The following is a 17,141-nucleotide window of genomic DNA, read 5'->3' as shown; positions in this document are numbered from 1 at the left end:
TGACTTAGATAATTTCTAGGTCAAAAAGACCCTCTTCTGAATCAGTAGAACTCAGCATTCTAGCTTGGCCAGCCTTTTCCGTCAACCAAATGGGGAAAAAACTGGCCATTTCTAGCCAGAAATACCAAATTAGCTTGGATCTGCCTCCGCAGCAGGAGCAATCACTTCAGCCTCTATTTCTACAGGCAAATCAGCCATTGCTTCTTCTTCGGCAGCGATCATTTGCGCACGATCACGCTCAAATTGCTCCCTGACCTTGCGTGCACGGCGATAAGCCAAGCCAGTACCCGCAGGAATCAAGCGACCAATAATGACGTTTTCCTTGAGGCCACGGAGTGTATCGGTCTTGCCCATAATTGCGGCTTCAGTCAATACACGGGTGGTTTCTTGGAAAGAAGCCGCTGAAATGAAGCTGTCTGTCGACAAGGATGCTTTAGTAATACCCAGTAATACGTTCTCAAACTGAGCTGGGCGCTTACCTGCAGCAATCACTAAATCGTTGGCGTCATACAGTTTTGAGCGCTCAACTTGCTCACCAGTGATGTAGGCAGTATCGCCACCATCAGTAATTTGCACGCGGCGCAACATTTGACGCACGATCACTTCAATGTGCTTGTCATTAATCTTCACGCCTTGCAAACGGTAAACGTCTTGAACTTCATCAACGATGTAGATCGCCAACTCTTCAATACCTCTGAGTGTCAAGATATCGTGTGGATCGGCTGGGCCTTCCACAATCATCTCGCCCTTGTTCACAACTTGACCGTCATGAACGAGAACCTGCTTCTCTTTAGGAATCAAAAATTCATTGGCTTCGCCGTCCATATCGGTAATGACCAAACGTTGTTTACCTTTGGTTTCTTTACCGAAGGAAACGGTTCCAGTGACTTTAGCCAATACAGCAGCATCTTTTGGTGAACGTGCTTCGAACAATTCTGCAACACGTGGCAAACCACCGGTAATGTCGCGAGTCTTCTGTGATTCGATTGGAATACGCGCCAATACTTCACCAACTTCAACTTTTTGACCATCTTTAACGGTAATCAAAGCGCCAACTTGCAAACCAATATTGACTGGATGATCAGTACCGGCAATCATCACTTCGCCACCTTTGTCATCAACTAAGTTGATCATTGGACGAACGCCTTTGCTAGCAGCACTGCGACGCTTACCGTCAATCACCACCAAAGTGGAGAGGCCGGTTACTTCGTCAACCTGCTTAGCTACAGTAACGCCTTCTTCAACGTTATCGAAGCGAGCAATACCAGCGTACTCAGAGATGATTGGACGTGTTAACGGATCCCATGTAGCTAAGCTTGCGCCAGCCTTCACTGCTGCATCTTCTTTCAACAAGAGCGTTGCACCATAAGGTACCTTATGACGCTCACGCTCGCGACCATTGTCATCAACGATCAAAGCTTCGCCTGAACGTGAAATCACGATCTGCTCACCCTTCGCGTTCTTCACAACACGCATCGTGCCAGAGAACTTCAATGCACCGTTAGACTTCGCTTCAATGTTGCTTGCAACCAATGCACGCGACGCAGCACCACCGATGTGGAAGGTGCGCATAGTCAACTGTGTACCTGGCTCACCGATAGATTGAGCAGCGATCACACCAACTGCCTCACCGACGTTCACCAAACCACCACGACCTAAATCACGTCCATAACACTTGGCGCACAAGCCAAAGCGAGTTAAGCATGACAACACTGTACGAACTTTAACTTCGTCGATACCCAAAGCAACGATTTCATCAACATGATCTTCGTCTAGCAATGTGTCATTAACAACAATAACTTCTTGTGTGTCAGGATGAACGATGTCACCAATACATACGCGACCCAAAATACGATCACGCAAGGCTTCGATAATTTCGCCGCCTTCAACAAGCGCCTTCATGGTTACGCCAGAAGTTGCGCCGCAATCATCTTCGATGACCACGAGGTCTTGAGTTACGTCGCACAAACGACGTGTCAAGTAACCTGAGTTCGCTGTCTTCAATGCCGTATCGGCCAGACCCTTACGAGCACCGTGAGTAGAAATGAAGTACTGCAACACATTCAAACCTTCACGGAAGTTCGCAGTAATTGGGGTTTCAATGATGGAGCCATCAGGCTTCGCCATCAAACCACGCATACCGGCCAACTGACGAATCTGCGCCGCAGATCCACGCGCACCAGAATCCGCCATCATGTAGATGGAGTTAAAGGATTCTTGACGCACAGTCTTACCGTTGCGATCGAGCACGTCCACATGTGACAACTCATCCATCATCGCTTTGCCAACCTGATCACCAGCAGCTCCCCAGATATCAACCACGTTGTTATAACGCTCTTGATTGGTTACGAGACCTGACATGAACTGCTTGTCATATTCCTTAACTTTGGTAGAAGCTTCAGTGATGATGCGCTCTTTAGAAGTTGGAATCAGCATATCGTCGATCGCAACCGAGATACCGGCGTTAGTCGCCAAGCGGAAACCAGACTGTAATAGACGGTCAGCAAAAATAACTGTTTCACGAAGACCGCACTTACGGAATGAAGTGTTGATCAAGCGTGAGATTTCTTTTTTCTTCAGTGGCTTATTGATTTCGTCGAAAGTCATGCCCTTAGGCAAGATCTCTGACAGAATCGCACGGCCAACTGAAGTTTGATAAATCGAAGTCTTTTCTGCAAAACGGGCATCGCCCTCTGCCTTCTTGTCCACGATCTCAAACTCAGTAATACGCACAGCAACGCGTGAGGCCAATTCAACCTGGCCAGCCTCGTATGCACGAATGACTTCAGTAATATTAGCGAAGACCATGCCTTCGCCTTTACCGTTAATCTTGTCACGTGTAGCGTAGTACAGACCCAACACCACGTCCTGGGAAGGAACGATTGATGGCTCGCCGTTAGCTGGGAACAATACGTTGTTCGAAGCCAACATCAATGTACGTGCTTCCATTTGCGCCTCGAGCGACAAAGGAACGTGAACCGCCATTTGGTCACCGTCAAAGTCGGCGTTAAATGCTGCGCAGACTAATGGGTGCAATTGGATTGCCTTGCCTTCAATCAGCATTGGCTCAAAAGCCTGAATACCAAGGCGGTGCAATGTAGGCGCACGGTTCAACATGATTGGATGTTCGCGAATCACCTCTTCGAGAATGTCCCAAACGATTGGAGTCTGGCTTTCAACTTCTTTCTTCGCAGCCTTAATCGTAGTTGCGATTCCTAAAGTCTCGAGCTTGTTGAAAATAAACGGCTTGAATAATTCCAAGGCCATTAATTTTGGCAAGCCACACTGATGTAGTTTTAATGTTGGTCCAACAACGATGACTGAACGACCTGAATAGTCAACACGTTTACCCAGCAAGTTTTGACGGAAACGGCCGCTCTTACCTTTAATCATCTCAGCCAAGGACTTCAACGGACGCTTGTTAGCGCCAGTCATAGCCTTACCGCGACGACCGTTATCGAGCAATGAGTCAACCGCTTCTTGCAACATGCGTTTTTCATTGCGAACAATGATCTCTGGTGCGCGCAACTCTAACAAGCGCTTGAGACGGTTGTTACGGTTAATCACGCGACGATAGAGGTCATTCAAATCGGAGGTAGCAAAACGACCGCCATCCAAAGGCACTAATGGGCGCAATTCAGGTGGCAATACTGGCAATACTTCCATGATCATCCAATCAGGCTTAATGCCTGAAGTCTGGAACGCCTCGAGCACTTTTAAGCGCTTAGCATATTTCTTGATCTTGGCATCGCTACCAGTCGCTTTTAAGTCAGCACGAATGGTCTCAACTTCACGATCGATATCAATCGAACGCAGGAGATCACGAATACCTTCAGCGCCCATGATGGCGGTAAATGCACCGTCACCATACTCTTCAGTCTTGGCAATGTACTCGTCCTCAGACATGATCTGGCCGCGCTTCATTGCGCCTTCAGGTGTCATGCCTTCGTCAACAACGACATAGGCCTCAAAGTAAAGAACGCGTTCAATATCCCGCAAAGTCATATCTAGAACCATACCCAAGCGGGATGGCAATGACTTCAAGAACCAAATGTGCGCTACAGGGGCCGCCAACTCAATATGGCCCATGCGCTCACGACGTACCTTAGCAAGCGTAACTTCAACGCCACACTTTTCGCAGATAACGCCACGGAACTTTAAGCGCTTGTACTTGCCACACAAGCACTCGTAGTCTTTGGTTGGCCCAAAAATTTTGGCGCAGAACAGACCATCACGCTCGGGCTTAAAAGTCCGATAGTTGATGGTTTCTGGTTTGCGAACTTCACCAAAAGACCATGAGCGAATTTTCTCAGGGGATGCAAGACCAATCTTGATGACATCAAACTGCTCATCACCCTGCGTTTGCTTAAATAAATCGAGCAATGCTTTCATATCAGTTGCGCTCCATGTCAATGTCAATACCCAACGAACGGATTTCTTTTACCAGTACGTTGAAGGATTCGGGCATGCCAGCATCAATTGTGTGCTCGCCCTTGACGATGTTTTCGTAAACCTTGGTACGGCCTGCGACGTCATCGGACTTCACTGTCAGCATTTCCTGCAAGACATATGAAGCACCGTATGCTTCGAGGGCCCAAACTTCCATTTCACCAAAGCGCTGACCACCAAACTGAGCCTTACCGCCTAGTGGCTGTTGCGTTACTAAAGAGTAAGGTCCGGTTGAACGTGCATGCATCTTGTCATCAACCAAATGGTGGAGTTTCAAGACGTGCATTACGCCAACAGTGACTGGACGCTCAAACTGATCGCCGGTACGGCCGTCACACAGAATCATTTGCTGACGTGATGGCGTCATCTTTAAAGAAGTAGCTACCTCTTCTGGATATGCCAACTCGAGCATGCGGCTGATTTCTGCTTCCGTAGCACCGTCAAATACTGGGGTAGCGAATGGCAAGCCTTGGCGTAAATTCTCAGCTAAGACTGTGATTTGCTCATCAGTAAAGTTGTCGATGTCTTCGATACGACCGGTTTCGTTGTAAAGCTGCTTCATGAACTTGCGGAGTTCAGCTTGCTTAACTTGTTGACGAACCATCTCATCAATACGCTTACCAATACCTTGAGCTGCCCAACCTAAGTGAGTTTCCAAGATCTGACCAACGTTCATACGGGAAGGAACGCCTAAGGGGTTCAAGACGATGTCAACAGGGCGTCCGTCAGCCATAAATGGCATGTCTTCTGCTGGGGCGATTTTAGAAACCACACCCTTGTTACCGTGTCGACCGGCCATCTTGTCACCAGGTTGTAAGCGACGCTTAACAGCCAAGTACACCTTGACCATCTTGGTTACGCCAGGCTGCAAATCATCGCCCTGGGTAAGCTTAGTACGCTTCTCTTCAAAAGCCTCATCAAACTGCTTACGCTTCGCTTCAATAGAAGACTTAATTGCTTCAACTTGTGAGGCAACTTCATCATCTGCTGGACGAACATCAAACCAATGATATTTGTCTAAGTCAGCAAGGTATTCCTTGTCGATCTTGGTGCCTTTAGCTAATTTCTTAGGGCCGCCATTGGCAACTTTGCCAATCAACAGCTTTTCTAAACGCATGAAGGCATCGCCCTCAACAATACGCAACTGGTCATTTAAGTCCAAACGATAGCGTTGTAATTCTTCTTGAATAATGGCCTGTGCACGGGCATCGCGCTCAATACCTTCACGGGTGAAGACTTGAACGTCAATAACAGTGCCAATCATTCCAGATGGAACGCGCAAAGAAGTATCTTTAACATCAGATGCTTTTTCACCGAAGATCGCACGTAGTAACTTCTCTTCTGGAGTGAGAGTAGTCTCGCCCTTTGGCGTGACCTTACCAACCAATACGTCACCAGCTTCAACTTCAGCACCGATATAAACAATACCGCTTTCGTCTAAACGGGAAAGTTGTGACTCAGCCAGGTTAGAGATATCGCGTGTAATTTCTTCTGAACCCAACTTGGTGTCACGAGCAACAACCGACAACTCCTCAATATGAATAGAGGTGTAACGGTCATCAGCAACAACCTTTTCAGAGATCAAGATCGAATCTTCGAAGTTGTAACCGTTCCATGGCATAAATGCCACGGTCATGTTTTGACCCAAAGCCAATTCGCCCAAATCAGTAGATGCGCCGTCAGCAACTACGTCGCCACGCACTACACGATCACCAGCCTGTACGATCGGACGTTGATTGATGTTGGTGTTTTGATTTGAACGGGTGTACTTGATGAGGTTATAAATATCCACACCCACTTCACCAGCAGCAGTTTCATCATCGTTTACACGAATCACCACACGATTTGCATCGACATAATCAACAATACCGCCACGGGACGCCAAAATAACAGTGCCCGAGTCAACTGCAACAATACGCTCTAAGCCTGTACCAACCAATGGCTTATCTGGACGCAAGCAAGGAACCGCTTGACGCTGCATGTTCGCACCCATCAACGCACGGTTTGCATCATCGTGCTCTAAGAATGGGACGAGTGAAGCAGCTGCAGAAACGATCTGGCTAGGAGCTACGTCAATAAAATCAATTCGCTCTGGACTCACCATCATGGTCTCGCCAGCTTGACGCGCTGAAACCAATTCATCGGCTAACTTACCGCTCTTGTCGATTGTTGCATTAGCCTGAGCAATGATGTACTTCGCCTCTTCAATAGCGGAGAGATACATTACTTCATCGCTCACTTTGCTATTTGCCACTTTACGATATGGCGTTTCCAAGAAACCATGCTCATTCAAACGCGCAAATAACGCGAGTGAGTTGATCAAACCAATGTTTGGTCCTTCTGGAGTTTCAATTGGGCAAACGCGACCATAGTGGGTTGGATGTACGTCGCGCACTTCGAAACCTGCGCGCTCGCGTGTCAAACCACCAGGTCCCAATGCAGAAATACGACGCTTGTGCGTGATCTCTGACAAGGGATTAGTTTGATCCATAAACTGAGACAACTGTGAAGAACCGAAGAACTCACGAATCGCCGAAGAGATTGGCTTGCTGTTAATCAAGTCATGCGGCATGAGGTTTTCTGTTTCGGCTTGGCCGAGACGTTCTTTAACCGCACGCTCAACACGTGACAAACCTGCGCGGAATTGATTTTCCGCCAACTCACCAACGCAACGTACACGACGATTACCTAAGTGGTCGATGTCATCAACTTCGCCTTTGCCGTTACGCAAGTCAACGAGTGACTTAATGGTGTCGAGGATATCTTCATCCGACAAAACCATTTTGCCTTCCATCTCTGAACGACCGAGACGGCTGTTTACTTTCATACGACCAACGCGTGATAGATCGTAGCTATCTTCGTTGTAGAACAAGCGCTGGAACAAAGCCTCAACAGCATCTTCTGTTGGAGGCTCGCCAGGACGCATCATGCGATAAATGGCAATACGAGCAGCCATTTGATCCGCAGTTTCATCAGTGCGTAATGTCTGTGAAATGTATGCGCCAGAATCTAAATCATTGGTGTAGATAGTTTCTAATTGCTTGATGCCTGCATCACGCAATGTAGCCAACAACTCTTCAGTGATTTCATCATTAGCGTATGCCAAGATTTCACCAGAATCGGGATCAATAATGTTGCGTGCAACTACACGACCAACTAAGTAGTCATCTGGAACAACGATGTTTTTAGTCTTTGCAGCTTCGAGTTCACGAATATGTTTTGCATTGATACGCTTGTCTTTTTGAATGACAACAACGCCATTCTTGTCGAGCACGTCAAAGTTAGCCAACTGACCACGCAAGCGCTCTGGAACAAATTCCATTGCTGCGCCATTAGCAGTTAATGCGAAATGGTCAAAGTTAAAGAAGTTTGCAAGAATCTGTTCGTTGTTTAAACCAATTGCTTTGAGCAGAATGGTGACGGGCATCTTACGACGACGGTCAACGCGGAAATACAGAATATCTTTTGGATCAAACTCGAAATCGAGCCATGAACCACGGTAAGGGATGATACGCGCTGAGAACAGCAACTTACCTGAGCTATGTGTCTTGCCCTTATCGTGCTCGAAGAACACGCCTGGGGAACGGTGCAACTGAGAAACGATGACGCGCTCAGTACCGTTGATAACAAAAGAGCCGTTATCTGTCATGAGCGGAATTTCACCCATGTAGACTTCGCTCTCTTTTACCTCTTTCACCTTAGTAGGTGCTTCGCGATCATAAATAATCAAGCGAACTTTTGCACGTAAGGCTGAGTGGTATGTGTAACCACGTTGTTGACATTCTTTAACGTCAAACGGTGGCTGTGACAACTGGTATGACACGTATTCCATACGTGCGTAACCATTGTTGGACACAATTGGGAATGCTGATGTAAAGGCAGCTTGAAGTCCCTCAGTAAGACGGGACATGGCTGGCTTTTCAGCCTGTAAAAATTTAGCGTAGGATTCCAGCTGCGTTGCGATCAGGTATGGAACCTGATGATTATTTACTCGCTTAGCAAAGCTTTTACGGACTCGCTTGCGTTCGGTGAAGCTGTAGTTCATTTCATCTCCGAATTCAGCGACTGTACAAAGATTTGGCGATTGGCCACTACCAATCACTGGCGGACAACACTAAATCGAAAGATTCAGTGTCCGACCAAACTTGCATTCTGCAGTCGTATCAGAAGGCAAACCCGATTTCAATCAGAAATGAAATCGGGTTTGACCTCTAAAGATCAAACCCAACGTAACTAACGACTCCTTTTGGGAGGCGTTAGAAAAGTTTTTTTTATTACTTGATTTCTGACTTAGCGCCGGCGTCGTCAAGTTTTTTCTTGGCTTCTTCAGCAGTCTTCTTATCAACAGCTTCTTTGATTGGCTTTGGTGCACCATCAACTAAGTCTTTAGCCTCTTTCAAGCCAAGACCTGTGATTTCACGGACAGCCTTAATCACTGAAACCTTGTTTGCGCCAGCTTCGAGCAAGTTCACAGTGAATTCTGTTTGCTCTTCTACTGCAGCTGCACCAGCACCAGCAGGACCGGCAACAGCCATCGCTGCGGCTGAAACGCCAAACTTCTCTTCAAACGCTTTAACTAAGTCGTTTAAATCCATTACGGACATGCTACCTACTGCATCAATGATTTCTTCTTTAGTAATCGCCATTTTTAGCTCCTAATACTTAAATAGTTAATCTGTCGCTTATTCAGCGGCAGGGGTTTGCGGTGTTTCTGTTCCAGCTTCTGGGGCTGCGGCTGCAGGCTCAGCACTTGCTTCTGGAGCGGCGGCTTCAGCAACTGCTTCTGCTGGGGCTGCTGCTTCAACTACCGGTGCTGCAACAGGAGCGGGTGCTCCTTCTGCCTTTTGTGCTGCTACTGCGCCCAATACGCGAGCCATTGCAGATACTGGGGCCAACATGACACCCAACAACTGAGATAACAACTCGTCGCGGCTTGGAATAGACGCGAGGGATTTAACGCCCGCTACGTCTAACAACTTGCCGTTATATAAGCCAGCAGTAATGACTAGCTTGTCTTGAGTCTTAGCAAAGTTCTGCAATACTTTTGCCGAAGCAATCGGATCAGCAGAGATGCCATAAATCAAGGGGCCAACCATCGAATCAGCAAGAGGCTCAAACTGTGTGCCTTGTGCAGCACGTCGTGCCAATGTGTTCTTCAAAACGCGAAGATATACACCTTGGTCACGTGCGCTAGCACGTAGCTTTGTCAACTGCTCTACTGGAATACCGCGGTATTCAGCGAGCACGACTGTTTGAGCTCCAGCCAATTGAGCGCCGACATCAGCAACAATCGCTTTTTTGTCTTGTACATTCAAAGGCACGGTTTAACTCCTAAAAAACCAACTGTTTCCAGTTGGGGTTACACACCAGCGTCTGATCATTTGTCACAAGAGTATCTTGTGAAATCTTTTCAGGGTCGCCATCTGCGCTGGCCATTACTTTCGTAATAATTAAGAACTAATTCTGAGCAAGCAAGTAATTCACCAACGGTCTTTGATGTTCGACTCTCGCTCAAAGAGCAGGAGTCGACCCAAAGTTCTTTTGCTACAAACGGATTACTGCGCCGCCTGTATCGATGCCTGGTCTACACGTACGCCTGCACCCATGGTGCTGCTTACGGCAACCTTCTTTAAATAAATGCCCTTAGATGCAGGTGGCTTAGCTTTGTTCAAAGCCTCAAGCAATGCGAGCAAGTTAGATTTCAATGCAGCTGGCTCGAATGAACGACGGCCAATACTTGCGTGCACGATACCGGCTTTGTCCACACGGAATTGCACTTGACCTGCTTTTGCATTCTTAACTGCAGTAGCAACGTCAGGAGTAACAGTTCCTACTTTTGGATTCGGCATCAAACCACGTGGGCCCAATACTTGACCTAAAGTACCAACAATCTTCATTGTGTCTGGGGAAGCGATCAAAATATCGAAGTCGATTTTGCCGCCCTTAATTTGGTCAGCCAGCTCTTCCATGCCAACGATCTCAGCACCAGCAGCTTTAGCTTGTTCAGCCTTTTCGCCTTGTGCAAATACCGCTACACGAACATGCTTACCTGTACCAGCTGGGAGCACAACTGCGCCACGCACAACTTGGTCAGATTTCTTCGCATCAATACCCAACTGAACTGCAACATCGATAGACTCATCGAACTTGGCAGTTGCACACTCTTTAACGAGGTTCAATGCATCTTCCAATGCATAAAACTTGTTGCGATCTACTTTAGATTCGATTGCTTTTAAACGCTTTGATAATTTAGTCATGATTAGAGACCTTCCACTGTGATGCCCATAGAGCGGGCGCTACCAGCGATTGTTCTTACAGCTGCATCCATATCGGCGGCTGTCAAATCTGGCATTTTTGCTTTAGCAATTTCTTCTGCTTGAGCACGTGTAATTTTTCCAACCTTATCGGTATGGGGACGTGGTGAACCTTTTTCGATCTTTGCAGCCTTCTTAATCATGATGGTCGCTGGGGGCGTCTTCATGATGAAAGTGAAGCTCTTATCAGCAAACGCTGTAATCACGACCGGAATTGGAAGGCCAGGTTCCATGCTCTGGGTTTGAGCATTAAACGCCTTACAGAATTCCATAATATTGAGGCCACGTTGACCCAACGCTGGGCCTACTGGTGGTGATGGATTTGCTTTACCTGCAGGGATCTGCAGCTTGATAAAGCCAATAATCTTCTTTGCCATTAATTGCTCCTGAAAGCGCGCCTAACCTCATTAGGAAAGACCGCTGTTGAGTAAACGCTTCACTAGTTTTTTGGCTTTCTAGTTCCGCTCCTCGGTTATTGCTAACCTCTTTTAACCACTTTTTTGCTACAAAAACACCCTATCATAGGTATTTTTTACATCTTTTCTACCTGCCCGAACTCCAGCTCAACTGGGGTACCGCGGCCAAAAATTGTAACAGAAACGCGCAATCTTGACTTCTCATAATTCACTTCTTCAATGTTTCCGTTGAAGTCAACAAATGGACCCTCTTTAACGCGAACCATCTCACCAACCTCAAACAAGGTCTTCGGCTTGGGTTTATCAACTCCAGCCTGCATTTGATCCATGATCTTGGTGACTTCAGCCGTTGAAATAGGGCTTGGGCGATTTCTAACACCACCAACAAAACCAGTTACTTTTGGCGTGTTTTTCACCAAATGCCAGCTTTCGTCCGTCATTTCCATCTCGATTAATACATAACCTGGGAAGAAACGACGCTCAGATACTGATTTAGTCCCAGACTTGATTTCCACAACTTCTTCTGAGGGAACCAAAATGCGACCAAATTTTTCAGGCATTCCAGAGCGTGCAATACGCTCCTCGAGACCTCTCTTAACACTTTTTTCCATGCCCGAATAAGCATGAATAACGTACCAACGCATATTGCCGGTAGCTTGTGGGTTTGAGACCAATTCAGAATCAATCATTTTTCTTACTCACTTCCAGCCAAGGAAGACTGAAAAAACTAGCCATTCAATTAATTTGTCTGCAAGCCATAAAAACAAGGACATGATCAGAACAAAGCCAAATACGACTAGAGTCATTTGGGTGGTCTCTTTACGAGTTGGCCAAACAACCTTTTTTACTTCATACCAAGAATCTTTTGCGTAGGCAATAAAACGACGCCCATCAGGTGATATGGCCACAATCAAAACTGCAACAGCAATACCGCCCAACAACACTGCAAGTCTTACCAATAAAGACTGATCGCCAAGCGTATAGTAAAGAACTAACGCAGCTACGACAATGAGAGCGGCTAGACCTGAGATCCAGCCGCTACTTTTTTCTTCAGTTTGACTTGCTGTTTGTTGAGACATATTACTTTCAGTTCAAATCGTGGCAGGGGCGGAGGGCATCGAACCCCCAACCTTTGGTTTTGGAGACCAACGCTCTGCCAATTGAGCTACACCCCTTTATTAAAAACTATTAAGCCAAAATCTTTGCAACCACACCGGCGCCAACAGTACGGCCACCTTCACGGATCGCAAAACGTAAACCTTCTTCCATCGCGATTGGCGCGATGAGTTTTACGGTAATCGTGACGTTATCACCAGGCATCACCATTTCTTTGTCTTTTGGCAACTCGATTGAACCAGTTACGTCCGTTGTGCGGAAGTAAAACTGTGGACGATAGTTGTTAAAGAATGGAGTATGACGACCACCTTCATCTTTACCCAAGATATAAACCTCGGCTGTAAAGTGAGTATGTGGGGTGATTGAACCTGGCTTAGCCAATACTTGGCCGCGCTCAACTTCTTCACGTTTTGTACCGCGTAACAAGATACCAACGTTATCGCCTGCTTGACCTTGGTCGAGCAATTTACGGAACATTTCAACACCAGTACAAGTTGTCTTGATCGTTGGCTTGATACCGATAATTTCGATCTCTTCGCCGACTTTAACAATACCGCGCTCGATACGGCCTGTTACTACAGTACCGCGACCGGAGATAGAGAACACATCTTCTACTGGCATCAAGAACGCGCCATCAACAGCACGCTCTGGAGTTGGGATATAAGTATCTAAAGCATCGGCCAATTTCATGATGGCTTCTTTACCCAATGGGCCTTCGTCACCCTCAAGAGCTAACTTAGCAGAACCTTGAACGATTGGTGTGTCATCACCTGGGAAGTCATACTTAGATAAAAGCTCACGAACTTCCATTTCTACGAGTTCTAACAACTCAGCGTCATCAACCATATCGCACTTATTTAAAAATACGATGATGTATGGAACACCAACTTGGCGTGCCAAGAGGATGTGCTCACGAGTTTGTGGCATTGGGCCGTCAGCTGCAGAGCAAACTAAAATTGCGCCGTCCATCTGAGCAGCACCAGTAATCATGTTCTTAACATAGTCAGCATGTCCTGGGCAATCTACGTGTGCATAGTGACGATTGGCTGTCTCATATTCAACGTGTGCTGTATTAATCGTAATACCGCGTGCTTTTTCTTCTGGAGCAGCATCGATTTGATCGTATGCTTTTGCTTCGCCACCAAATGCTTTTGAGAGCACGGTTGCAATTGCTGCTGTCAATGTGGTTTTACCGTGGTCAACGTGACCAATGGTGCCAACGTTTACGTGCGGTTTTGTCCGCTCAAACTTTTCTTTTGCCATTTTTTTGTCTGCCTTTAGTTAACTCTTAAACCAACACACGAAATTTAAATTAATACCAATTAAGCCTGGTGCCCATGGGCAGGATCGAACTGCCGACCTCTCCCTTACCAAGGGAGTGCTCTACCACTGAGCCACATGGGCAAATACAAATGCTCTTGTTACTGGAGCGGGATAAGAGAATCGAACTCTTGACCGAAGATTGGAAATCTGCTGTTTTACCATTAAACTAATCCCGCACATCTCTGGTGGAGGGGGTAGGATTCGAACCTACGTAGGCATAGCCAACAGATTTACAGTCTGCCTCCTTTAGCCGCTCGGACACCCCTCCGCGAACCCAATATTCTGACTCCTAATGGAGTTTCTGTCAATATCTAAAAATCTCTAAACGCTTTGCACAAGTAAAAACGCCCAGACCTAAGAGGGTCTGGGCGTCGCATTGGTGCCCGGCAATTACCTACTTTCACACGGGTAATCCGCACTATCATCGGCGTAAAGTCGTTTCACTGTCCTGTTCGGGATGGGAAGGAGTGGTTCCAACTTGCTATGGTCACCGGGCGTAGAGGGTCGAACTGTTGATAAATCAACAGTTCTATTTGAGTAAGCATGTAATTGAGGATGCAGATTGAATCTGGCAAACATCCAACACAATAGTGCTGGTTATAGGATCAAGCCTAACGGGCAATTAGTATCAGTTAGCTTAACGCATTACTGCGCTTCCACACCTGACCTATCAACGTTGTGGTCTTCAACGACCCTTTATGTAGGTTAAACCTACGGGAGATCTCATCTTCAGGCAAGTTTCCCGCTTAGATGCTTTCAGCGGTTATCTCTTCCGTACATAGCTACCCTGCGATGCTTCTGGCGAAACAACAGGTACACCAGCGGTACGTCCACTCCGGTCCTCTCGTACTAGGAGCAGCCCCCGTCAAATCTCCAACGCCCATGGCAGATAGGGACCAAACTGTCTCACGACGTTTTAAACCCAGCTCACGTACCTCTTTAAATGGCGAACAGCCATACCCTTGGGACCGGCTACAGCCCCAGGATGAGATGAGCCGACATCGAGGTGCCAAACACCGCCGTCGATATGAACTCTTGGGCGGTATCAGCCTGTTATCCCCAGAGTACCTTTTATCCGTTGAGCGATGGCCCTTCCATACAGAACCACCGGATCACTATGACCTGCTTTCGCACCTGCTCGACTTGTCGGTCTCGCAGTTAAGCACGCTTTTGCCATTGCACTTTAGGTACGATGTCCGACCGTACCAAGCGTACCTTCGTACTCCTCCGTTACACTTTGGGAGGAGACCGCCCCAGTCAAACTGCCTACCATGCACTGTTCCCGACCCAGATAATGGGCCAAGGTTAGAACCTCAAACAAACCAGGGTGGTATTTCAAGGTTGGCTCCAGCGGAACTAGCATCCCGCTTTCAACGCCTCCCACCTATCCTACACAGACCGGTTCAAAGTCCAATGCAAAGCTACAGTAAAGGTTCATGGGGTCTTTCCGTCTAGCCACGGGTAGATTGCATCATCACAAACATTTCAACTTCGCTGAGTCTCAGGAGGAGACAGTGTGGCCATCGTTACGCCATTCGTGCAGGTCGGAACTTACCCGACAAGGAATTTCGCTACCTTAGGACCGTTATAGTTACGGCCGCCGTTTACTGGGACTTCAATCAAGAGCTTGCACCCCATCATTTAATCTTCCAGCACCGGGCAGGCGTCACACCCTATACGTCCACTTTCGTGTTTGCAGAGTGCTGTGTTTTTATTAAACAGTCGCAGCCACCTTTTTATTGCAACCCTTTCGTCCTCCCCTTGTACAGGGTCAAACTACCAGGGCGTACCTTATCCCGAAGTTACGGTACAAATTTGCCGAGTTCCTTCTCCTGAGTTCTCTCAAGCGCCTTAGAATACTCATCTCGCCCACCTGTGTCGGTTTGCGGTACGGTCTTGTTAGACTGAAGCTTAGAGGCTTTTCTTGGAACCACTTCCAATTGCTTCGCGAATAAATTCGCTCGTCTCACGCCCTTGAATTACGCTACCGGATTTACCTAATAGCCATCTCCAACGCAAGAACCGGGACTTCCAACACCCGGACAACTTTCCGCGATCCGTCCCCCCATCGCATCTAACAATGGTCAAGGAATATTAACCTTGTTCCCATCAGCTACGCATCTCTGCCTCGCCTTAGGGGCCGACTCACCCTGTTCCGATGAACGTTGAACAGGAAACCTTGGGCTTACGGCGAGGGGGCTTTTCACCCCCTTTATCGCTACTCATGTCAGCATTCGCACTTCTGATACCTCCAGCATCCTTTACAAGACACCTTCACAGGCTTACAGAACGCTCTCCTACCATCACATTGCTGTGATCCGCAGCTTCGGTTATATGCTTAGCCCCGTTACATCTTCCGCGCAGGACGACTCGATCAGTGAGCTATTACGCTTTCTTTAAAGGATGGCTGCTTCTAAGCCAACCTCCTGACTGTTTTAGCCTTCCCACTTCGTTTCCCACTTAGCATATATTAGGGACCTTAGCTGGCGGTCTGGGTTGTTTCCCTCTTGACACCGGACGTTAGCACCCGATGTCTGTCTCCCGTGATTGCACTTGTAGGTATTCGGAGTTTGCTATGGCGCAGTAATCCGCAATGGACCCCACTACCATGACAGTGCTCTACCCCCTACAGTGATACACGAGGCACTACCTAAATAGTTTTCGGAGAGAACCAGCTATTTCCAGTTTTGTTTAGCCTTTCACCCCTATCCACAGCTCATCCCCTAACTTTTCAACGTTAGTGGGTTCGGTCCTCCAGTACGTGTTACCGCACCTTCAACCTGGCCATGGATAGATCAACTGGTTTCGGGTCTACACCCAGCAACTAGCGCCCTATTCGGACTCGCTTTCGCTACGCCTTCCCTATTCGGTTAAGCTTGCTACTGAATGTAAGTCGCTGACCCATTATACAAAAGGTACGCAGTCACCCCTTACGAGGCTCCTACTGTTTGTATGCACACGATTTCAGGATCTATTTCACTCCCCTCCCGGGGTTCTTTTCGCCTTTCCCTCACGGTACTTGTTCACTATCGGTCGATTACGAGTATTTAGCCTTGGAGGATGGTCCCCCCATATTCAGACAGGATTTCACGTGTCCCGCCCTACTTGTCTCTAGCCTAGTACCACCCAATAATTTTCACATACGGGACTATCACCCTTTATTGTCGGACTTTCCATTCCGTTCTGTTAATTACTGAGATATCACTAGAAGGCTGTTCCCATTTCGCTCGCCACTACTCTGGGAATCTCGGTTGATGTCTTTTCCTCTTGCTACTTAGATGTTTCAGTTCACAAGGTTCGCTTCTCATACCCTATGTATTTAGGTATGGATACCACAAAAGTGGTGGGTTTCCCCATTCAGAAATCCCCGGATCAAAGCTTATTTACCAGCTCCCCGGGGCTTATCGCAGGTTATAACGTCTTTCGTCGCCTGTAATCGCCAAGGCATCCATCATGTGCACTTATTCACTTGATCCTATAACGAGCACCATTGCTAGCACCTGTTACAGGTTTACTTCTACTT

The 17,141-nt window shown here is 47.3% G+C and carries 8 protein-coding genes, 4 tRNA genes, 2 rRNA genes and 1 pseudogene; all 15 read right to left on the bottom strand.

Annotated elements, in window-relative coordinates; genetic code table 11:
• Positions 1 to 129: 129 nt before the first annotated feature.
• Positions 130 to 4,392, bottom strand: coding sequence for a DNA-directed RNA polymerase subunit beta' (rpoC, locus tag DN92_RS00240; protein ID WP_173959381.1), 4,263 nt, complete (start codon positions 4,390 to 4,392; stop codon positions 130 to 132).
• Between the two features lies 1 nt (position 4,393).
• A complete protein-coding gene (gene rpoB, locus DN92_RS00235) occupies positions 4,394 to 8,494 on the bottom strand; it encodes a DNA-directed RNA polymerase subunit beta (RefSeq protein WP_173959380.1) in 4,101 nt (1,366 codons plus the stop codon).
• A gap of 229 nt (positions 8,495 to 8,723) precedes the next feature.
• Positions 8,724 to 9,095: a 50S ribosomal protein L7/L12 gene (gene rplL / locus DN92_RS00230; RefSeq protein ID WP_173959379.1), complete on the bottom strand. Its 372-nt coding sequence runs from the start codon at positions 9,093 to 9,095 to the stop codon at positions 8,724 to 8,726.
• A gap of 162 nt (positions 9,096 to 9,257) precedes the next feature.
• A pseudogene (gene rplJ / locus DN92_RS00225) lies at positions 9,258 to 9,770 on the bottom strand (50S ribosomal protein L10); the annotation flags it as partial.
• Positions 9,771 to 10,004: 234 nt separating this feature from the next.
• Complete coding sequence (rplA, locus tag DN92_RS00220; RefSeq protein ID WP_173959377.1) at positions 10,005 to 10,706, bottom strand: 50S ribosomal protein L1; 702 nt, start codon at positions 10,704 to 10,706, stop codon at positions 10,005 to 10,007.
• A gap of 2 nt (positions 10,707 to 10,708) precedes the next feature.
• On the bottom strand, positions 10,709 to 11,140 hold the full coding sequence (rplK, locus tag DN92_RS00215) for a 50S ribosomal protein L11 (RefSeq protein WP_011901890.1): 432 nt from the start codon (positions 11,138 to 11,140) through the stop codon (positions 10,709 to 10,711).
• Positions 11,141 to 11,295: 155 nt separating this feature from the next.
• Positions 11,296 to 11,868 (bottom strand): transcription termination/antitermination protein NusG, encoded by a 573-nt coding sequence (gene nusG / locus DN92_RS00210; RefSeq protein WP_173959376.1) that lies wholly within the window; start codon positions 11,866 to 11,868, stop codon positions 11,296 to 11,298.
• A gap of 9 nt (positions 11,869 to 11,877) precedes the next feature.
• On the bottom strand, positions 11,878 to 12,258 hold the full coding sequence (gene secE, locus DN92_RS00205) for a preprotein translocase subunit SecE (protein ID WP_173959375.1): 381 nt from the start codon (positions 12,256 to 12,258) through the stop codon (positions 11,878 to 11,880).
• A gap of 20 nt (positions 12,259 to 12,278) precedes the next feature.
• Positions 12,279 to 12,354 (bottom strand) — tRNA-Trp (locus DN92_RS00200).
• A 13-nt stretch (positions 12,355 to 12,367) separates the two neighbouring features.
• Complete coding sequence (gene tuf, locus DN92_RS00195; protein ID WP_173959374.1) at positions 12,368 to 13,558, bottom strand: elongation factor Tu; 1,191 nt, start codon at positions 13,556 to 13,558, stop codon at positions 12,368 to 12,370.
• 66 nt (positions 13,559 to 13,624) lie between these two features.
• Positions 13,625 to 13,699: transfer RNA gene (locus DN92_RS00190), tRNA-Thr, on the bottom strand.
• A 21-nt stretch (positions 13,700 to 13,720) separates the two neighbouring features.
• Positions 13,721 to 13,794: transfer RNA gene (locus DN92_RS00185), tRNA-Gly, on the bottom strand.
• A gap of 7 nt (positions 13,795 to 13,801) precedes the next feature.
• Positions 13,802 to 13,886, bottom strand: a tRNA-Tyr gene (locus DN92_RS00180).
• A gap of 113 nt (positions 13,887 to 13,999) precedes the next feature.
• Positions 14,000 to 14,113: ribosomal RNA gene (gene rrf, locus DN92_RS00175) — 5S ribosomal RNA — on the bottom strand.
• Between the two features lie 106 nt (positions 14,114 to 14,219).
• A 23S ribosomal RNA gene (locus tag DN92_RS00170) occupies positions 14,220 to 17,093 on the bottom strand.
• Between the last annotated feature and the right edge of the window lie 48 nt (positions 17,094 to 17,141).

The organism is Polynucleobacter arcticus, from assembly GCF_013307205.1.
GTDB lineage: Bacteria > Pseudomonadota > Gammaproteobacteria > Burkholderiales > Burkholderiaceae > Polynucleobacter > Polynucleobacter arcticus.
The sequence above is the reverse complement of the archived record's forward strand: the minus strand, read 5'-3'. Positions and strand labels throughout refer to the sequence as shown.